Source organism: Paraburkholderia tropica (assembly GCF_014171495.1).
Taxonomy (GTDB): domain Bacteria; phylum Pseudomonadota; class Gammaproteobacteria; order Burkholderiales; family Burkholderiaceae; genus Paraburkholderia; species Paraburkholderia tropica.
Genome location: NZ_CP049134.1, coordinates 1,715,841 through 1,735,425, shown reverse-complemented (window position 1 = coordinate 1,735,425; position 19,585 = coordinate 1,715,841). Strand labels below are relative to the sequence as shown.

Annotated in this window: 17 protein-coding genes and 1 other RNA gene; 13 read left to right on the top strand and 5 right to left on the bottom strand. The window is 65.6% G+C overall.

Features of this window, described 5'->3' with window-relative positions:
• Window positions 1–47: 47 nt before the first annotated feature.
• Window positions 48–374: a thioredoxin TrxA gene (gene trxA / locus G5S35_RS07725; RefSeq protein WP_065060043.1), complete on the bottom strand. Its 327-nt coding sequence runs from the start codon at window positions 372–374 to the stop codon at window positions 48–50.
• A gap of 541 nt (window positions 375–915) precedes the next feature.
• Between trxA and ffs the strand changes: the two genes are divergently transcribed.
• The 5 genes from ffs to G5S35_RS07700 all read left to right on the top strand — a co-directional run bounded on the left by ffs (window position 916) and on the right by G5S35_RS07700 (window position 6,441).
• Window positions 916–1,014, top strand: an RNA gene (gene ffs / locus G5S35_RS07720) — signal recognition particle sRNA small type.
• 288 nt (window positions 1,015–1,302) lie between these two features.
• Complete coding sequence (locus tag G5S35_RS07715) at window positions 1,303–3,849, top strand: DNA polymerase III subunit gamma/tau (RefSeq protein ID WP_183038132.1); 2,547 nt, start codon at window positions 1,303–1,305, stop codon at window positions 3,847–3,849.
• Window positions 3,850–3,925: 76 nt separating this feature from the next.
• A complete protein-coding gene (locus tag G5S35_RS07710) occupies window positions 3,926–4,252 on the top strand; it encodes a YbaB/EbfC family nucleoid-associated protein (protein WP_027818382.1) in 327 nt (108 codons plus the stop codon).
• A gap of 235 nt (window positions 4,253–4,487) precedes the next feature.
• Window positions 4,488–5,084, top strand: a complete 597-nt coding sequence (gene recR, locus G5S35_RS07705) for a recombination mediator RecR (RefSeq protein WP_065060041.1) — start codon at window positions 4,488–4,490, stop codon at window positions 5,082–5,084.
• Between the two features lie 52 nt (window positions 5,085–5,136).
• Window positions 5,137–6,441, top strand: coding sequence for a CaiB/BaiF CoA transferase family protein (locus G5S35_RS07700; protein WP_237181265.1), 1,305 nt, complete (start codon window positions 5,137–5,139; stop codon window positions 6,439–6,441).
• Between the two features lie 107 nt (window positions 6,442–6,548).
• Here G5S35_RS07700 and G5S35_RS07695 read toward each other — a convergent pair whose 3' ends face one another.
• Window positions 6,549–7,520: an NADPH:quinone oxidoreductase family protein gene (locus G5S35_RS07695; protein ID WP_074984216.1), complete on the bottom strand. Its 972-nt coding sequence runs from the start codon at window positions 7,518–7,520 to the stop codon at window positions 6,549–6,551.
• 246 nt (window positions 7,521–7,766) lie between these two features.
• Between G5S35_RS07695 and surE the strand changes: the two genes are divergently transcribed.
• The 5 genes from surE to G5S35_RS07670 all read left to right on the top strand — a co-directional run bounded on the left by surE (window position 7,767) and on the right by G5S35_RS07670 (window position 12,502).
• Window positions 7,767–8,528 carry a 5'/3'-nucleotidase SurE gene (gene surE, locus G5S35_RS07690; RefSeq protein WP_074984214.1) on the top strand — a complete coding sequence of 254 codons (762 nt, stop codon included), beginning with the start codon at window positions 7,767–7,769 and terminating at the stop codon, window positions 8,526–8,528.
• Window positions 8,525–9,649 carry a protein-L-isoaspartate(D-aspartate) O-methyltransferase gene (locus G5S35_RS07685; protein ID WP_074984213.1) on the top strand — a complete coding sequence of 375 codons (1,125 nt, stop codon included), beginning with the start codon at window positions 8,525–8,527 and terminating at the stop codon, window positions 9,647–9,649. Before surE ends, G5S35_RS07685 begins: the two co-directional genes overlap by 4 nt.
• Before the next feature lie 5 nt (window positions 9,650–9,654).
• The gene (locus tag G5S35_RS07680; protein ID WP_065060036.1) at window positions 9,655–10,557 is read left to right on the top strand and encodes a peptidoglycan DD-metalloendopeptidase family protein; all 903 of its coding nucleotides are present in this window, start codon (window positions 9,655–9,657) and stop codon (window positions 10,555–10,557) included.
• Window positions 10,558–10,569: 12 nt separating this feature from the next.
• Window positions 10,570–11,652, top strand: coding sequence for an RNA polymerase sigma factor RpoS (gene rpoS / locus G5S35_RS07675; RefSeq protein WP_074984211.1), 1,083 nt, complete (start codon window positions 10,570–10,572; stop codon window positions 11,650–11,652).
• A 67-nt stretch (window positions 11,653–11,719) separates the two neighbouring features.
• Window positions 11,720–12,502, top strand: coding sequence for a 3'-5' exonuclease (locus G5S35_RS07670; RefSeq protein ID WP_074984210.1), 783 nt, complete (start codon window positions 11,720–11,722; stop codon window positions 12,500–12,502).
• Between the two features lie 29 nt (window positions 12,503–12,531).
• Here G5S35_RS07670 and G5S35_RS07665 read toward each other — a convergent pair whose 3' ends face one another.
• Together G5S35_RS07665 and G5S35_RS07660 are read right to left on the bottom strand one after the other, a co-directional pair.
• A complete protein-coding gene (locus G5S35_RS07665; RefSeq protein ID WP_074984208.1) occupies window positions 12,532–13,416 on the bottom strand; it encodes an endonuclease/exonuclease/phosphatase family protein in 885 nt (294 codons plus the stop codon).
• Between the two features lie 85 nt (window positions 13,417–13,501).
• Window positions 13,502–13,849: a hypothetical protein gene (locus tag G5S35_RS07660; RefSeq protein ID WP_080180532.1), complete on the bottom strand. Its 348-nt coding sequence runs from the start codon at window positions 13,847–13,849 to the stop codon at window positions 13,502–13,504.
• A 625-nt stretch (window positions 13,850–14,474) separates the two neighbouring features.
• Between G5S35_RS07660 and rlmD the strand changes: the two genes are divergently transcribed.
• Window positions 14,475–15,779 (top strand): 23S rRNA (uracil(1939)-C(5))-methyltransferase RlmD, encoded by a 1,305-nt coding sequence (gene rlmD, locus G5S35_RS07655; protein ID WP_237181367.1) that lies wholly within the window; start codon window positions 14,475–14,477, stop codon window positions 15,777–15,779.
• A 99-nt stretch (window positions 15,780–15,878) separates the two neighbouring features.
• On the opposite strand, the gene G5S35_RS07650 is transcribed toward rlmD, so the two are convergent.
• Window positions 15,879–16,769 (bottom strand): outer membrane protein assembly factor BamD, encoded by an 891-nt coding sequence (locus tag G5S35_RS07650; RefSeq protein WP_065060110.1) that lies wholly within the window; start codon window positions 16,767–16,769, stop codon window positions 15,879–15,881.
• Window positions 16,770–16,809: 40 nt separating this feature from the next.
• On the opposite strand from G5S35_RS07650, the gene G5S35_RS07645 reads away from it, so the two are divergent.
• Together G5S35_RS07645 and pgeF are read left to right on the top strand one after the other, a co-directional pair.
• Complete coding sequence (locus tag G5S35_RS07645; protein ID WP_176079275.1) at window positions 16,810–18,156, top strand: RluA family pseudouridine synthase; 1,347 nt, start codon at window positions 16,810–16,812, stop codon at window positions 18,154–18,156.
• Window positions 18,153–19,034, top strand: coding sequence for a peptidoglycan editing factor PgeF (gene pgeF / locus G5S35_RS07640; RefSeq protein WP_183038131.1), 882 nt, complete (start codon window positions 18,153–18,155; stop codon window positions 19,032–19,034). Before G5S35_RS07645 ends, pgeF begins: the two co-directional genes overlap by 4 nt.
• The last annotated feature ends 551 nt before the right edge of the window (window positions 19,035–19,585 follow it).

Below are 19,585 nucleotides of genomic sequence, written 5' to 3'. Positions count from 1 at the left end.
CTGCCGCGGCTGCCGTGAGGGCAGGGTGCGCGGCGGCCGGAACGCTTTTACAGGTGGCTGTCCAGGAACGCGGTGAGCTGCGACTTCGACAGGGCGCCGACCTTCTGCGCCGCGACGGCGCCGTTCTTGAAGAGGATCAGCGTGGGGATGCCGCGCACGCCGAACTTCACCGGCGTCGACTGATGTTCGTCGACGTTGATCTTCGCGACTTGCAGACGGTCGCTGTAGTCCTTCGCGACTTCGTCGAGAATCGGCGCGATCATCTTGCAGGGGCCGCACCATTCGGCCCAGAAGTCCAGCAAGACGGGCTTATCGGATTTAACGACGTCCTGTTCGAACGATGCGTCGCTGATGTGCTTGATTTGTTCGCTCATTGTATGAATACCTCTTTCGGATCGAGGCTGATTGAATTGCTCGCCACGATACACCAAAAACCAGAATATATCCGGCGATGCCCAAGCCTTGCCGGGCGGGACCGGATCGAGTCGCCAAGGCTGTCCTGACGACGATCGACGCCAGTGTAGCCTAAATCCCTATGCGTTGCCGACGGTGATAGTACGCAGGTCGGCAGCAGGGTTTCCCACATTTTTCCCTTCATTTCGTGCGTCGCGTGCACGGATTGCATGCAACAGGGCGCACAGGCGTATGCCGATTCTCCGTGTGCCGCACAGCCTGACTGCGTGCTGCCGCACTGTAATGCAATGCCAGCGTGGGGAACCCGACATATCGCACAATCTCGATATGGTGTCGCGGCGCGGCTTTGCAAGGACTTTGCCGAGAGACCGCGCGAAGTCCGTGGAAGGGCCGCTGGAAGGGCATTGCAGCAGCCGTCCCGCGGATGGTCGGCGGCCCCGCGCAAAGAGTTTTGCAGTGCGGCATTCTCAATTCGGGTCCAGCGATGTTAGAATGCTTCGTGACGGGCCTCCTCGCATGGTGGGGCGGTCAACCTGGTCAGGTCGGGAACGAAGCAGCCACAGCCGTTTTCCGCCAGTGCCGAGGGTCAGGCTCGTCACCTTCGCTTTTTCTTCTTGCGCCTCGCGCGCGTCTTGCAGCATCCCCTCGCAGTTTTCCGTCGGTCTTCTCCGGTTTTTCTATTGCGTCAACTTGCTCGCGTAGCATCCGGCTTCCGCACGTTTATCGTTTCGCGTCATGCCCGTTTGCACCAGCGTCGAGCGGTTTTTGCGCGCGCTTTCGCACCGGTTTTGCCGCGCATGGGCGACCCCGTTCCGCGCGCCTGCACACAAGGCGTTCGGCGCCTTCCGATTCATCGGAGCGCGCGGGCGTTGCTGATACAATTTCCGGATGACCTATCAAGTTCTCGCACGCAAGTGGCGACCGAAGGATTTCGCTTCGCTCGTCGGACAGGAGCACGTGGTGCGCGCGCTCACGCATGCGCTCGACGGCGGGCGTCTCCATCACGCGTACCTCTTCACGGGCACGCGCGGCGTGGGCAAGACGACGCTCTCGCGCATCTTCGCCAAGGCGCTCAATTGCGAGACCGGCGTGACGTCCAAGCCGTGCGGCGTATGTCGCGCGTGCCGGGAAATCGACGAAGGGCGCTTTGTCGATTACGTGGAAATGGATGCGGCGAGTAATCGCGGCGTCGACGAAATGGCCGCGCTGCTCGAGCGCGCCGTCTACGCGCCGGTCGATGCGCGCTTCAAGGTCTATATGATCGACGAAGTGCACATGCTCACGAACCACGCCTTCAACGCGATGCTGAAGACGCTGGAAGAGCCGCCGCCGCACGTGAAGTTCATTCTCGCGACGACCGATCCGCAAAAGATTCCAGTCACCGTGCTTTCGCGCTGTCTGCAATTCAATTTGAAGCAGATGCCCGCCGGCAATATCGTCGAGCATCTGACGCATATTCTCGGCGAAGAAAAAGTCGAGTTCGAGCCGCAGGCGCTGCGTCTGCTTGCGCGCGCCGCCGACGGTTCGATGCGCGACGCGCTCTCGCTGACCGATCAGGCGATCGCGTATTCGGCCAATCAGGTGACGGAAGAGGCCGTGCGCGGCATGCTCGGCGCACTCGACCAGAGCTATCTGATTCGCCTGATCGACGCGCTGGTGGCCGGCGACGGCCCCAACGTGCTGTCGATCGCCGACGAAATGGCGCTGCGCAGCCTGTCGTTCTCGACGGCACTGCAGGATCTCGCGAGTCTGTTCCATCGCATCGGCTGGGCGCAATTTGCGCCGGCTTCGGTGCTCGACGAATGGCCCGAGGCCGACGATGTGCGCCGCTTCGCGCAGGCGCTGAATCCGGAACAGGTCCAGCTTTATTATCAGATCGCCACGCTGGGTCGTAGCGAACTGGGTCTCGCGCCCGACGAGTATGCGGGTTTCACGATGGCGCTGCTGCGCATGCTGGCGTTCGAGCCTTCTGTGAGCGCGGGGAGTGTCGGTAGCGCGCCGGCGTCGAAGCCGGCTGCGGCGGGTGTCGCGAGCAGCGCAGCGAGTGCGCGTGCGTCGGCGCCGGCTGTGAGCGCCGCGCCGGTATCGCGTGCCGATGCGCAGCCGCAGGTTGCCGCGCCCGTTGCTGCGCCGCGTGTGACTGTGCCGGTTGCTCCGGTCACGTCGGTCGCGCCGGTTACGCCGGGCGTCGTTACGCCGGGCGTCGTTACGCCGGAGCCCGCGCCTGTTGCGGCCGCGAAGCCGGTGGAGCCCGCGCCTGCTGAACCCGCGAAGGTTGAAACGAGCGCCGCGCAGCCGCGCGTCGTGCCGCCGTGGGAAGACGAAGCGACCGCAGCTCCGGTTCAAGCCGAAGCCGCTGCCGCGCCGGTCGAGGCTGTCAGCGCGGAAGCCGTGGCGGAGTCGCCGCTTGCATCGCCGGAACCGGCTTTGATCGAAGCCGCGAGCGCGAAACCGGCGGATGAAGCCGTCGCAGCGGCTGAGCCTGTTGCCGCCGAACCCGCGCCCGCGCCTGTGCCTGCCCAAACGCAGCAAGCGTCCGACGACCCGTTCGAATCGCCCGCTGCATCGGCGGGCGGACGCAGCGGCGCGAGCGCCGCGCTCGATCTGCTGCGCAACAAGGGCCTGCGCGTCTCGACGGATCGTTCCGCCGCGCGCACGCCGGCCGGCGCCTCCGCGCCTGCTGCGCCCGCGCCGAAGCTCGACAAGCCGCGCATGGAAGTGAAGGTGCCGACGCCCGATCCCGCGCGTCGCGCCGCCGCCGCGCAGGAAGCGCAGGGACGTCAGCCGCGCGCCGCTGCCGCGCGTCAGGATGCGTCCGACGCGCCGCCGTGGGGCAGTCAGTTCGACGACATGCCGCCCGACGATTACATGCCGATCGGTGCCGACGATGCGTATTTCTCGTCGTCCGATGACGGCTTCGCGCCGTCGTTCGACAACGGAAACGCCGCGCCGCGCGCGAGTTCAGCCGCTTCCGCTGCTGTCGTCGACGTGAGCAAGCTGCCGCCGGGCATCGCGCTCGACGCGATCGGCTTCAACGGCGACTGGCCCGCGCTGGCCGCGACGCTGCCGCTCAAGGGCATTTCGTATCAGCTCGCGTTCAACAGCGAACTGACCGCGCTCGATGGCGGCGTGCTCAAGCTCAGCGTGCCGGTGCCGCAGTACGCGGAAAGCTCGCAGGTCGCCAAGCTCAAGACGGCGCTCGCGGAAGCGCTCGGCAAGCCCGTCGAGGTCGACGTGACGGTCGGTCCGGCGCGCCGCACGGCCGCCGCGCTCGACGCCGCCGCGCGCGCCGAGCGTCAGCGCGACGCCGAACGCGTGATCGGTGCCGATCCGTTCGTGCAGCAACTGATTCGCGACTTCGGCGCGAGCATCGTGCCCGGTTCGATCCGGCCGATCGCGCCCGAAGCCGCGCAGGGCGGCCAGGCCGCCCATTGAATTGCGCCGCGCGGCGCGGAGCGTGCTCCGTCGCCGCGCGCGTGACGCATCACCATGATCCACAAGGAGCAATGAAATGTTGAAAGGCCAACTCGCCGGGCTCATGAAGCAAGCCCAGCAGATGCAGGAAAACATGAAGAAGGCGCAGGAGCAGCTGGCCCAGATCGAAGTCGAGGGGCAGGCGGGCGCCGGTCTCGTCAAGGTGACGATGACCTGCCGCAACGACGTGCGCCGCGTGTCGATCGATCCGAGCCTGCTCGCCGACGACAAGGACATGCTCGAAGACCTCGTCGCCGCTGCGTTCAACGACGCCGTGCGCAAGGCCGAAGCCACGTCGCAGGAAAAGATGAGCGGCATGACGGCCGGTCTGCCGATTCCGCCGGGCTTCAAGATGCCGTTCTAAGGCAGGTTGCCGCGTGCCGCGGGTCCGCATGGACCGGCGTGCGCGCGCACCGCTGATGTACCGATGTACCCGCGCCGGGCCGCGCATGCGCGTGGCCCTGTGCGCGGTTTGCCGCGCGAGCAGAACGGCTCGCTGAGCGGCTTTGCTGGTTGACTTGAGCGCGCGTCGATGGCGGGATCATCGATCGCTCTTGTCCGTTTATCGTCCGCTTACCGCTTTGCCGCGCTGAATCCGCATGAAACAACCTTCCGCCCTGTCGGCGCTCGTCGAAGCGCTGCGCGTGTTGCCCGGCGTCGGGCCGAAGTCGGCGCAGCGCATGGCCTATCACCTGATGCAGCACGACCGCGAAGGCGCCGAAAAGCTCGGCCGTGCGCTCACGTTCGCCACCGAGAACCTCAAGCACTGCGAGAAGTGCAACACGTTTACCGAAGCTCAGGTGTGCGAAACCTGTCTCGACGATGAGCGCGATCCCACGCTGCTCTGCGTGGTCGAAACGCCCGCCGACCAGATCATGCTCGAACAGACCCTTACGTATCGCGGGCTGTATTTCGTGCTGATGGGGCATCTGAGCCCGCTCGACGGCATCGGTCCCAAGGAAATTCATTTCGACCGCCTCGTGAAGCGCGCCTCCGACGGCGTCGTCAAGGAAGTCGTGCTCGCGACCAACTTCACGAACGAAGGCGAGGCGACCGCGCACTATCTCGGCCAGACGCTCAAGGCGCGCGGCCTCGCGGTTACGCGACTCGCGCGCGGCGTGCCGGTGGGCGGCGAACTCGAATACGTCGACGCGGGCACGATCGCGCGCGCGATGCTCGACCGCCGCTCGATGTAAGCGGCTCGATGCAAGCGACCCGAGCCGCAGCGAAGAACACGCAAGGAGACACATGAGCGCAGCCGCATCCAACGAATCCGTCGCCCAGACGGGAGCCAACACCGGCGCGAACGCCGATGCAAAAAGCGCGGGTCCGCTCGCGGGCGTGAAGGTGCTCGAACTCGGCACGCTGATCGCGGGCCCGTTCGCCGCGCGCTTTCTGGGCGAGTTCGGCGCCGAAGTCATCAAGATCGAAGACCCGAAAGGCGGCGATCCGCTGCGCAAGTGGCGCAAGCTCTGGCCCGAGGCCGGCGGCACATCGCTCTGGTGGGCCGTGCAGGCGCGTAACAAGAAGTCGGTGACGGTCAATCTCAAGGCCGAAGAGGGCAAGGAGATCGTGCGTCGTCTGGCGGCGGAGGCGGACATCGTCGTCGAGAACTTCCGGCCCGGGCTGCTCGAAAAACTCGGGCTCGGTTACGACGTGCTCTCGAAGCACAACCCCGGTCTCGTGATGGTGCGGCTGTCGGGCTATGGCCAGACCGGGCCGTATCGCGATCGTCCGGGCTTCGGCGCGATTGCCGAGTCGATGGGCGGTCTGCGTCACATCACCGGCTATCCCGAACTGCCGCCGCCGCGCATCGGCATTTCGATCGGCGATTCGATCGCGGCGCTGCATGGCGTGATCGGCGCGATGATGGCGCTGCATCATCGCAACATGAACGGCGGCAGCGGTCAGATCGTCGACGTGGCGCTCTACGAAGCCGTCTTCAACATGATGGAAAGCGTGGTGCCCGAATATGGCGTGTACGGCATGGTGCGCGAGCGCACGGGTGCGTCGCTGCCGGGCATCGTGCCGTCGAATACGTATCCGTGCCGCGACGGCAGCATCGTGATCGGCGGCAATAGCGATCCGATTTTCAAACGGCTGATGACGGCGATCGAGCGCGAGGATCTCGCCAGCGATCCCGCGCTCGCGCACAACGACGGTCGCGTGCCGCGCACCGCCGAGATCGATGGCGCGATTGCCGCGTGGCTGTCGTCGCGCACCATCGACGAGGCGCTCGACGTGCTCAATGCCGCCGACGTGCCCGCGGGCCGCATCTACAGCGCCGCAGACATGTTCACCGATCCGCAGTTCGCCGCGCGCCAGATGATCCAGCAGTTCCGCTGGCAGACGAAGGGCGCGAATGGTGAAGCTGGCGAGCCGGGCGAGGGCGTCGATATCGCGCTGCCCGGCGTCACGCCCAAGCTCTCGGCGACGCCTGGCGACACGCGCTGGCTCGGTCCGGCGCTCGGCGAGCACACCGACGAAGTGCTGCGCTCGCTCGGCTACGACGCCGATCAGATCGCGCGGCTGCACGAGCAGCAGGTCGTGTAGCGCGCGGCGGCCTGCGTGGCCGTTGCAACAACAAAAAGGCTCGCATTCAGCGAGCCTTTTTTCATTGTGCGCGAACCGGATGCCGGTTCCGGACGCCGATTCGCGACTCAGGGTTCGATGACGATCTTGCCGGTGACCTTGCGCGAGGCCATGTCCTTGAGCGCCTGCGCGGTTTCGTCGAGCGTGTAGCGCTTCGAGACATACGGCTTGAGCTTGCCTTCGCCGATCCAGCCGACCATCTCCGCGAACGCAGCCGCATTGTTCTTCGGTTCGCGGCGCGCGTAATCGCCCCAGAACACGCCGACGAGACTCGCGCCCTTGAGCAGCGCGAGATTGAGCGGCAGCTTCGGAATCTCGCCGTTGGCGAAGCCGACCACCAGATAGCGCCCGCGCCAGCCGATGCTGCGGAACGCCGGTTCCGCATACTCGCCGCCGACCGGATCGTAGATCACGTCCGGGCCCTTGCCGTCGGTGAGCGCCTTGATGCGCTCGCGCAGATCCTCGGTCGTGTAGTTGATGGTCGCGTCGGCGCCGAAGCGGCGGCAGACTTCGAGCTTTTCTTCGCTCGATGCCGCCGCGATCACGCGCGCGCCCAGCGCCTTGCCGATCTCCACCGCCGCGAGGCCCACGCCGCCCGCCGCGCCGAGCACGAGCATCGTTTCGCCCGCACGCAGCGCCGCGCGGTCGACCACCGCGTGATGCGAGGTGCCGTAGGCGAGCGTGAAGGCGGCGGCCGTCGCGAAGTCGGCGCCTTCGGGCAGCGGCACGCAGGCGGCCGCTTCGGCGATGGCCTGCTGCGCAAAGCCGCCGTTGCCCACGTAGGCGACCACGCGCGTGCCGGGCGCGAACTTCACGCCTTCGCCCGCTGCGCGCACGATGCCCGCGACTTCCGCACCCGGCGTGAACGGCAACTGCGGCTTGACCTGATATTTGTTCTCGATGATCAGCACGTCGGGGAAGTTGACGGCCGCGGCTTTCACGTCGATGACGACCTGGCCCGCGCCCGGCACGAGGTCGGGCAGTTCCTCGATCGAGAGCGTGTCGGGCGGGCCGTACTGGTTGCAGCGGATTGCGCGCATCGTGTCTCCTGTCTTGTCACTTCGGTCATGGATACTGCACAGCAGCACAGTGTACGGCAATCCGACAGATTGCGAACGGTCGTGCAGTTTTCTTTCGAAGAAGCATACAAGAGGAACATCGGAAAATGGCCCTGCGATCTCATGAAAGCGATCGTAGGAATGCGCCGCGCGTGGAGTCGTAAGCGGCGACGCAGCGGGCCTCCGCCTGTCGTTCGCCTGCCTTCTTTCCTCGGTTACAATCGGCTGATGCGAATCCTGATCAGCAACGACGACGGTTACCTCGCCCCCGGCCTTGCCGCGCTTTACGAAGCGATCAAGCCGCTCGGCGAAGTCACGGTGATGGCGCCCGAGCAGAACTGCAGCGCCGCTTCCAACTCGCTCACGCTGTGGCGCCCGCTTTCGGTGTTGCGCTCGGCCTCGACGGGCTTTTATTACGTCAACGGCACGCCCACCGACTCCGTGCATATCGCGCTCACGGGCATGCTCGAGCACAAGCCCGATCTCGTCGTGTCCGGCATCAATAACGGCCAGAACATGGGCGAAGACACGCTTTACTCGGGCACGGTCGCGGCGGCAACCGAAGGCATCATGTTCGGCGTGCCCGCCATTGCGTTCTCGCTCGTCGAGAAGGATTGGGTGCACCTCGATTCCGCCGCGCGCGTCGCGGCCGAAATCGTCAAGCATTACCTCGAACATCCGCTGCCGGACAGCCCGCTGCTGAACGTCAACATCCCGAACCTGCCCTACGAGGAAATCGGCGACTGGCGCGTGACGCGCCTCGGCAAGCGCCATCCCTCGCAGCCCGTGATCCGCGAAACCAATCCGCGCGGCGAACCGATCTACTGGATCGGTCCGTCGGGCAGCGCGCGCGACGCGAGCGAGGGCACGGACTTCCACGCAGTCGCGAACGGTCATGTGTCGATCACGCCGCTGCAACTCGACCTCACGCATACGCACATGTTGCCGGCGACGCACGACTGGGTGCGCCAGGGCGGCGGCGCTTCATGACGGGCGAGCGCACGAAGCGTTTCCCGCTGGGCCTCGCGGATCTCGTGCGCGAGCCGCGCCGTCGCGACGACGCGCGCGGTTCGCTCGCGTCCGCGAGCAAGCCCGGCATCGCGAAGGGCACGGTCGCGAAGGCCGCGCCGGGTGCGCGCGGTCCGGGCGCATCGGGTGTCGTGGGCGCGGGCACCGGCGTCAAGGCCGCCAAGCCGCCGGGCGCCGCGCACAGCGCGGCTTCGCCCGCGCGCAAATCCGCGCATCCTGGCCATCTTTCCGGTGGTTCGTCGGGTAGTTCACTGGGTAGTTCGCCAGGCAGCGCGTCGGCCAAGCCGCGTGCCGATCTCGGCACGCGTGCCGCGCAATCGTTTCAAGGGGCGTCGGCGCCGTCCGCCAGGCCGTCTCAGCCGCACACGGCCGTGCAGGCGCGGCCGCACGTGACGCCCAGCGCCGGTGCGCCCGGCGTTGCGCTCAACGGTGCACTTGCGCTGACTTCGGAACGGGTGCGCGAACGCATGGTCGAACGCCTGCGTGCCAATGGCGTGACCGATCCGCGCGTGCTGCAGGCGCTCGCGGCCGTGCCGCGCCACATGTTCGTCGATCCGGGTCTCGCGGCCCAGGCTTACGAAGATGCGGCGCTGCCGATCGGTCATCACCAGACCATCTCGAAGCCTTCGGTCGTCGCCCGCATGCTGGAACTCGCGGGCGCGGGCCGGGAGCTCGACCGCGTGCTCGAAATCGGCACGGGCTGCGGCTATCAGGCCGCGGTCTTGAGCCGGATTGCACGCGATGTGTATTCGATTGAACGCATCAAGCCGTTATACGAGCGCGCGAAGACGAACCTGCGTCCGCTGCGCATCCCGAACATCCGCTTGCATTACGGCGACGGACGGCTCGGTTTGCCGTCGGCGGCGCCGTTCGACGCGGTTGTGATTGCCGCCGCGGGCTTCGACGTGCCGCAGGCGCTGCTCGAGCAGCTCGCCATTGGCGGCCGGCTCGTGGCGCCGGTCGCCGAGCAGGACGAACAGACCCAGGTGCTCACGCTCGTGGAGCGCACGGGTCCGGCGCAATGGCGGGAGTCGCGGCTTGATCGCGTTTTCTTTGTCCCTTTAAAATCCGGAGTGATCTGAAACCGATGAGTATGTTGCGCGCGATGCAAAGAAAACGCTTGAATATCGACCTGACCGCGGCCCAACGCAGTGCCTCGGTCATCGCGCTCTGTCTCCTGACGGCCTGCGCGACGCGTCTCGACAACGCGCCCGTCGTTGACCGCACCGCACCGCTCGGTACGGCCGGCGCGCAGCCGCCGGTGCCGCTCGGTCCGCCGCCTCCGGGATATTACCGGGTGAAGCCGGGCGACACTCTCTATAGGATTGCGCTCGAAAACGGTCAGAACTATCGCGACATCGCCACGTGGAACAACCTCACCAATCCGAACCAGATTGAGGTGGATCAGTTGCTGCGTGTCGTGCCGCCGGGTGCGAGCAATGCTGCGGCCTACACGCCGGGCGTCGTGACCGCACCTGTGCCGGGTATGGCGGCTTCGCCGCCGCCGGGCTCGCAGGCTGCCATGCCGCCGATGATCGGTTCGGGTGCGAATGCCACGTCGGCGCCGCAAGCCGCCGTGCCGCCCGCTGCCAGCACGGGCGACATGGCCGCGGCGCCGGGCGGCAGCATCGCGCTTGCGTGGCCGGTGCGCGGTCCGTTGCTCAACGGCTTCGACGATTCGAAGAACAAGGGCATCAATATCGGCGGCGCAGCGGGCGATCCGGTCAAGGCAGCAGGCGATGGCCGCGTGGTTTATGCCGGAAATGGGCTGCGCGGATACGGCAATCTCATTATCATCAAGCATGACGCCACGTTTTTGACAGCGTACGCACACAACCGGGCTTTGATGGTAAAAGAGGGCGATGCGGTCACCAAGGGACAGAAGATTGCCGAAATGGGCAATACTGACTCCGATCGCGTGATGCTGCATTTCGAAGTACGCCGTCAGGGCAAGCCCGTCGACCCACTGAAGTACTTGCCGCCGCAATAAAGCGAGCCGACCATGCCGAAATCGAAGCGCCGTCTGCAGCAAGCCGAGTCTGACAGTCAAGCCGCCCAGGTTTCGGTGGAGGACGGCGCGCAGGCGGCCGACGACGAGGAGCGCGATTTCGAGGAGCGCGAGGAACGCGAAGAGCGTGAATCGGGCTCCGAAGAAAGTAGCAGCCGCGAAGGCGAAGAGGGCGCCGCGCCCTCGGACGCCGACGATTTCCGCGCCATCCTTCAGGCCGAGCTCACGGCCGACACCATCCAGCATTATCTGAACCGGATCAGCGTCAAGCCGCTGCTCACCGTCGAGGAGGAGCAGCGCTACTCGCGTCTGGCGAAGGCCGGCGAGTTCGAGGCGCGTCAGGTCATGATCGAGCGCAATTTGCGTCTCGTCGTGAGCATTGCGAAAGGTTATCTGAATCGCGGCGTGCCTTTGCTCGATCTCATCGAGGAAGGCAACCTCGGTCTCATGCACGCGATCGAGAAGTTCGACCCTACGCGCGGCTTCCGGTTTTCTACCTACGCCACCTGGTGGATCCGTCAGAGTATCGAGCGCGCGATCATGAACCAGGCACGCACGGTGCGCCTGCCCGTGCACGTGATCCGCGAACTCAACCAGGTGCTGCGCGCCAAGCGCCATCTGGAGAAGAATTCGATGAACACCAACGCGGCGTCGGAACGGCGCGACGCGAGCATCGACGACATCGCCTATCTCACCGGCAAGACCACCGAGGAAGTCACCGACATCCTCGCGCTCAACGAGCATACGGCTTCGCTCGACGCGCCGCTCGATCTCGATCCCGCGAGCAGCCTGCTCGATCTGCTGTCCGACGACCAGAGCCAGTCGCCCGATGCCGAAGTGCAGCATCGCGAACTGGAAACGCTGACGCGCGCATGGCTCGGCCGTTTGTCGGACAAGCATCGTCACGTCATTGAACGGCGCTTTGGCCTGAACCATATCGAACCGGCCACACTCGAAGAACTGGCCGACGAAATGGGCCTCACGCGCGAGCGCGTGCGGCAGATCCAGCAGGAAGCGCTGGTGCGCCTCAAACGCTTTTTCGCGTCGAACGGCGTGCGCAAGGACGCCGTTCTCTAAGCCCGACTCACCCAGAACAACCCCTTCGGCGCGGGCTGTCCGCGCCGATTCCGTGCTGCTATCCGGTATGACACCTGTACTCGTATTCGACATCGAGACGATTCCCGATGTGGACGGCATTCGCCGTCTCGAAGATCTGCCCGCCACGCTCACCGACGCCGAAGTGGCCGAACACGCGTTCGCCGCGCGCCGCGAGAAGACGGGCAGCGATTTCCTGCCGCATCATCTGCAACGCGTGGCCGCGATTTCCTGTGTGTTCCGCGACGGCCAGGGCTTTCGCGTGCGCTCGCTCGGCACGCCCGGTGACGGCGAGGCCAAGCTGATCGACTCGTTCTATCGCACCATCGAGAAGTATTCGCCGCAACTGGTGTCGTGGAACGGCGGTGGCTTCGATCTGCCCGTGCTGCACTACCGCGCGCTGGTGCACGGCATTCGCGCGGTGCGCTACTGGGAAATGGGCGATGCGGACCGCGAGTTCAAGTGGAACAACTACATCAGCCGCTATCACTCGCGTCACACCGACCTGATGGACCTGCTCGCGATGTACCAGGCGCGCGCCAACGCGCCGCTCGACGCGCTCGCGAAGCTGTGCGGCTTCCCGGGCAAGCTCGGCATGGACGGCGGCCAGGTGTGGACGGCGTTCCAGGCGGGCCAGATCGAGGAAATCCGCAATTACTGCGAAACGGACGTGGTCAATACGTATCTGCTTTACTGCCGCTTTCAGATGATGCGCGGCGGCTTCAGCGAGCGTGAATATGCGGACGAAATCACCTTCGTGAAGCAGTCGCTCGCGGCCGAAACGGCGCCGCACTGGGACGAATATCTGAAGGCGTTCGGCGACGCCGAGTAAGTCGGTGCGGCACGCGTTCGTGCTCGGGATCAGTCGATGTCGAGTACGACCGGCTGATGATCCGACGCCTGCGTCGCGCCGTCGAACTCGCAGCGCTTAAGACGCGCGCTCAAATCCTCCGTGACGAACACGAAGTCGCAGCTGATCGGTCCGTCGGGCCATTGCTGCGTGTCGTAGACGCCTGCCGTGGGCGGCGGCGTCGCGCCCGGGTGCAGCGCGGCCCAGGCGTCGATAAAGGCCGGGCTGTCATCGATCGGCGCCAGCATGCGCCGGTACGCCGCGCTATTCCATTCGCTGTTGAAATCGCCGCAGACGATTGCGCTCGCGGGCCGGGCGGTGCGTGCGAACGGCCCGTCGGCGTTTTCAGCCGGTGCGGGCTGCGCCGCGTGTCCGGCGGCTTCGCGCTGCAAGCGGCGCAACTCATCCACCTGCGCCAGCCGTTGGCGTTCCGAATAAAACTCCAGATGAGTCACGAGGATGCGCAGCGCGCCGCCCGCGGTCGTCGCGCCCGAAACATCGAGGACGGCTTCGAGCGCCACACGCTGCATCGAGGGCGCAGCCTCGTCGGCGGGCCAGGGCAGCAGATGGCGGAACACCTGCGCGACAGGCAGCCGCGTCGCGAGCGCATTGCCGAACTGCCGCCGTTTTCCGACGGATCGACCCGCGTGCGCGGACACCGGGGGCAGATCGGCACCAATCGCCTCGATCACGGTGAAGCCCGGCAGCAGTGCCGCGAGTTCCGCGAATTGATCGTCGCCGGGACCGCCCGGCAGCGCGTGAAAACCGCGCGTGATTTCCTGTAGACAGAGCACGTCGAAGTCGGCGAGCCGCCGGGCTTCGCGCACGGTGCGCGCGAGATCGACGATGCCCGATGCGTTGCGGCCCCACTGCACGTTCCAGCTCACGAGTTTCATGGCGAACTCCCGCGATTGCGAGACGAGAAGATCTGGACAGTATCGTGCAGGAAGCCGTGCAGAAACGATGCTTGCGTTGCGCGGATCAGCGGCGCGTGACGCTGTAGTCGGTCGAATGCCAGGCGACGGCCGGCCCGGCAGCCGCGCGGACCTGTGCGGGATCGCAGGTCGCGCGCGCGGTCGCAATGACCGCCTGGCGTTTGAAATAGATGGCGAACGGCACATTGCCGTATTTGCCGAGCGCATACTGGAAGCATTCGTTGCCGCTTTCGCCGTAGAACCGGTCGGGCGGGCCGACGCGCTTGATGACGTCGTTTTGCGTCATGCCGGGCGCGACCGTGGACATGACGGTTTCCGGTTTGGCCGTGGGCGCGGAGCAGGCGGCGAGTGCCAGCGCCGCGGCGCCGAGTGTGCAGCAAAGCAGGGTTTTCATGGCGATGTCGAAAATAGTGATGGGGTCTGCAACGAGTACGCTGAACGCCGTGCCGTTTCCATCAGATGAGTCCGAAACCGGATGGGCGATCTATTCGGGAATCCGAAATGCCGCGCGAAGACGCCGAGCGAAAATGGCGTCGGGCGGAGATCAAACGGAAAGAAAGCGGAGTCTGCGGGTGGTATCGATGGAAGCCGCTGGAGATCGGTGCGCGTCGCAGGCACGTCGCAAGAACCATCGTACTGACGGGCGTCAGTCACGGGCATCAGACTAATCTGAAAGCGCAGCGGTCCGATTTTCAGACTCGGCGCAGGCGCAGATCGCGTCGTTTAGCGTGATTTCCGTGCAGCGCGACGCGGCGCGCATGAGGTCGCGGCCGCCGAATCGACTACAATCTCGCCTTCGCCCAAAAAATCCACCCCCACTGTCTGTCAGGAATCCGCTGGTGTCCCAAGCTGCCCCCGACCCTCAAGCCGAAACTCTCCACGCCGCGCCCCTTCAGGCCGGTGCGCTCCCCGTCGCGCCCTCGAAGAAGCGCAGCAAACGCGAACGCCGCGCCGACAAGCGCGCCGCCGTGGAAGCCTCGGTCGCTCAGGCCCCGATTCTCGAAATTGAATCGCTCGATATGGAGGCGCGCGGCGTGGGCCGCACCGTCACCGAAACGGGCGAGCCGGGCAAGGTGATCTTCGTCGAGGGCGCACTGCCGGGCGAACGCGTCACGTATCTGAGCTATCGCAAGAAACCGACGTTCGAACAGGCGGAAGTCGTGAGCGTGCTGCGCGAAAGCGCGATCCGCACCAAGCCGCAATGTCCGTACTTCGGCAAATGCGGCGGCTGTTCGATGCAGCATCTGGACGTGCGCGCCCAGATCGCCGTCAAGCAAGGCGTGCTCGAAGACAATCTTCAGCATCTCTCGAAGGTGCGTTCAGAAACGATGTTCCGCCCGATTCACGGGCCGTCGTGGGGTTATCGCTATCGCGCGCGCCTGACCGTGCGCAACGTGCCGAAGAAGGGCGGCGTGCTGGTCGGTTTCCACGAGCGCAAGAGCAGCTACGTGGCCGACATGACGAGTTGTGAAGTGCTGCCGCAGCACGTTTCGGCGATGCTGGTGCCGCTGCGCAAGCTGGTGGAAGGGCTGTCGATTCGCGATCGCATGCCGCAGATCGAGCTGGCTGTCGGTTCGAGCGTCACGGCGCTCGTGCTGCGCATCCTGGAGCCGATTACGGCCGCCGACGAAGATCTGCTGCGCGCATTCGCCGACGAGCACAACGTGCAGTTCTGGCTGCAGCCGAAGGGCCCGGAGACGGTGTTCCCGTTCTATCCGCTCGACACGCCGCTCGACTACACGCTGCCGGAATTCGACATCCGCATGCCGTTCAAGCCGACCGACTTCACGCAGGTCAATCATCAGATCAACCGCGTGCTCGTGGGCCGCGCGCTGCGTCTGCTCGCGCCCGAGCCGGGCGACCGCGTGCTCGATCTGTTCTGCGGGATCGGCAACTTCACGCTGCCGCTGGCGCGTCTGTCGCGCGAGGTGGTCGGCATCGAAGGCAGCGAGCAGTTGACGACGCGCGCGCTCGAAAACGCGCGCGCCAACGGCGTGGACGGTCATACGTCGTTCGCCTGCCGCAACCTGTTCGAAGTCACCGCCGACGATATCCGCGCGCTCGGCCACTTCGACAAGTTTCTGGTCGATCCGCCGCGCGAAGGCGCATTCGCGGTGTCGCAGGCGCTCGCCGAGATCGCGCAGAGCGGCAACGGTCCGCTGCCCAAGCGCATCGTCTACGTGTCGTGCAGTCCGGCGACGCTGGCGCGCGACGCGGGCGTGCTGGTCAACGAAGCCGGTTATCGCCTCAAGGGCGCGGGCGTGGTGAACATGTTCCCGCACACCTCGCACGTCGAATCGATCGCCCTGTTCGAGCGCGATTGATCCGCGCGAGCGCATAAAAAAACGCCACGGAAAACCGTGGCGTTTTTTGTTTCAGCCCGCGGCGACCGCATAACGGCCGGCGCGGTGACTGAACAGCGCTTACCAGACTTGCCACCAGGACTTGTTGTCGCCCTTGGTCGGACGCGCGTGACCCGTGATGTACGGGCTGTCCGGGAACGTGGCGGCGAGCACGCGGCGCGTGTCGTCGGCCAGTTGCGGCTGCTCGAGCTTCTGGTACGACAGCATCATGATGTGCAGCGCGTCTTCGATCGCCGGGGCGCTCTTGTACTCGGTGATCGCGAGCTGCGCGCGGTTGATGGCCGCCACGTAGGCGCCGCGACGATAGTAGTAGTCGGCCGCGTGCACTTCGTGCGAAGCCAGCGCGTTCACGATGTAGCGCATGCGCTGCGCCGCGTCGGGGGCGTACTTGCTCTGCGGGTACTTGTCGACGACCACCTTGAACGCGTCATACGACTCGCGCAGCGACTTCGGATCGCGCTCGCTCATGTCCTGGCCGGAGAAGCGGCCGAACAGACCGAGGTCGTCGTTGAAGTGGATCATGCCCTTCAGGTAGTACGCGTAGGCGATGTCCGGGTGATCCGGGTGCAGCTGGATAAAGCGGTTGATCGCCTGGTCGGCCGCGTCGTTCTCGTTGTCCTTCCAGTTACAGTAGGCAACGTTGATCTGCGCCTGCTGGGCGAAGTGGCCGAACGGATCGCGACCTTCGAGCTGCTCGAAATATTTCGCGCACTTGCCCCAGTCGCCGCCGGACAGCGCGTCCTGGGCCTCCGTATATAATTTGTTGTTGTTCCACATTGCCGTTTCGTCGGTCTTTTCCGGCAGGCCGTGGCAGGCCGCGACAGCGGCAATCGCAGCGCCGCAGGCGGCAATGCGAATGATGTTGCCAATCTTGCCGAGCGTTTGTGCTCGTGCCGCGTTCCGGGCCACCGCATATTGGGCCAGTTTCGTAATCGTGTTCAAGGCTCGCATTTTCCAGTCCAGCTTCAGGTCCACAGGTGACCCAGACTCAATGACCCGTTCAGTTACTCCGGGTGCCGGCGCTCCCGGCGCCCAAAACAGCATCAGCGATTATAGCCTGGGCGATGACCCCAATGCCGCAGCAGCCAATGAGGCGCTTGACGACGACCTGATCGGAGACGTCTCCGAAGAGGCTTCAGGCGCTATTTCTGGCGGTATTCCGGCGGGAAAGCCCCGTACGCGTCAGGCTCAGCAGGAGCAGGAAGCGCGTCGCGCCGACGTGCCCGACGAGCTTGCGGGCGAGCGTCTCGACAAGGTGCTCGCCAAGGTTTTCCCCGAATTTTCGCGTAACCGGCTGCAAAGCTGGATCGAGGCGCAGCGCGTGCTGGTCGACGGCAAACCGGCCAAGGTGCGCCAGCCGGTGCCGCTTGGCGCGACGATCGAGCTCGTGCCGGACCTGCTGCCCGAGCAGCTCGCGTTCACGCCCGAGCCGGTGCCGCTCGAAATTATTTACGAAGATGACGCGATCGTCGTCATCAACAAGCCCGCGGGCCTCGTCGTCCATCCGGCGGCGGGCAACTGGAGCGGCACGATTCTCAACGGCCTGCTGCATCGCTACGGCGAAGCGGCGGCGGGGCTGCCGCGCGCGGGCATCGTGCATCGGCTCGACAAGGAAACTTCCGGGCTGATGGTCGTCGCGCGCACGCTCGAGGCGCAGACCGACCTCGTGCGCCAGTTGCAGGCGCGCACGGTCAAGCGCCGCTATCTGGCGCTCGTCTGGGGCAATATCGCCGAATCCGGCACGATCGACGCGCCGATCGGCCGCGATTCGCGCGAACGCACGCGCATGGCGGTGGTGAAGGGCGCGTCGGGCAAGCCCGCGCGCACGCATTTCCGCCGCATCGACAAGACGCTCTGGCACAACCAGCCGGTCAGCGCGATCCATTGCGATCTGGAGACCGGCCGCACGCACCAGATTCGCGTGCATTGCGCGGCTGTCGGCCATCCGCTGCTCGGCGATCCGGTCTACGGCCACGCGCGCGGCAAGCGCTCGGTCGCGGCGCTGCCCAACGGCTTTGCGCGTCAGGCGCTGCACGCCTGGCGCCTCGGGCTCATCCATCCGGTCACGGGCCGCGCGATGCAGTGGCGAGCCGAAGTGCCGGACGACATGGACGAGCTGATCGAAGCGCTCGGCTTCGGCGCGGAAGAGGACGAAGACGGCTTCGACGACATGTTCGACAGCGCCTACACCGACGAGGGCTACGTAATCGGCAGTAACGAAGAGGATTACGCAGATGACCACGACGACGAGGATGACGGGCACGACGAAGGCGAAAGCGACGACGAAAGCGATCACGACGATCACGACGATCACACGAAGGGAGACAAGCCCGCATGACGACGACCTGCCCGGAACTGATTGCCGCCGATCTGCTGCATCCGGATTGGCGTGCGTCGCCGCGCGTGCGCGCCTTCGTCACCACGCGTAACGGCGGTGTCAGCGAGCCGCCGTTCGGGCGCTGGAAGTCGGAGCACGGCGACGCGAACGGCGAGGGCGTCGATCTGCCCGGCGGCATGAATCTCGGACGCGGTTCGGGCGACGATCTCGATCAGGTCGAAGCCAATCGCGCGCGTCTGCTCGCGCATGCGGGCGTGCCGGCGGCGTGGCTCAAGCAGATTCACGGTCCGCGCGTGGTGGATGCGGCCGACGCGCTCGCGGCGGCGCGCGCAGACACGCCGCTCGAAGCGGACGCGAGCGTGACGGATCAGCCCGGCATCGCCTGTACGGTGATGGTCGCCGACTGCATGCCGGTGCTGCTGTGCGATCCCGACGGGCGCGCGGTGGGCGCTGCGCACGCGGGCTGGCGCGGACTCGCGGCCGGCGTGATCGAAGCGACGGCGCGCCGCGTCGCCGCGCTCGCCGGTTGCGAGACGCGTGCGTTGCATGCGTATCTCGGTCCGTCGATCGGCCCGCAAGCCTTCGAGGTGGGGGCAGACGTGCGTGACGCGTTCATGAATCACGCCGACGCTGTCGACGCCGCACAACGCGCCGCGACGCTCGCTGCAACCGCCGCCGCATTCGCGCCGCGCGCCGCAGCGCCGGGCAAATTCTTCGCCGATCTCCCGGCGCTCGCGCGCCTGCGACTGGCCGGACTGGGCATCGCGCACGCGAGCGGCGGCGACATGTGCACATTCACAGATCGCGAGCGCTTCTACTCGTATCGCCGCGAGCCCGTTACGGGCCGCATGGCCGCCCTGATCTGGATCACGCCCTGAACGGCATCCGGCACGCCGCGTCGTCAACAGAATACGCGCTCCCTCGCAGTCTTATCGCGGTGGAAGCGCGTTTTTCTTTATCGCTTTCATGTGCGATTGGCCGTGTATTTTGTTGCGCTGCACCGTAACTGGCGGCATACGGCGCAGCATGCGTCGCGAATCGAATTGACGATGCGACTTGCGCGTTGCAAGCACTTGCGCGCACGGCGATTTTTTGTGCGCCACCGCATTGCGCCTTTACGTTGGCTATTTAAGCGAAGGATTACATCGGGAAAACGATAATAAAAAAAATATCGCAGTGCGGCAAAATCGGGAACAAGCATTGACACGCTTTGCAGTGGGGAGCAAAAATGTCCCTCACCTACGGGACAGGACGCGACGAGGCGCACGGCAGCAGCGCAGCGTTCGCGGCCCACCTGCCTCTCAACCAGTCCTTCGGGACACATCGGTCAAAAGCAGGCATGACGGCATCTCAACGTTCCACGACGGCCCCGGGTGCGGGTGCTTCAGACGGTGCACAGTCTTTCTTTCCGAATTTCACGCCGGACGCG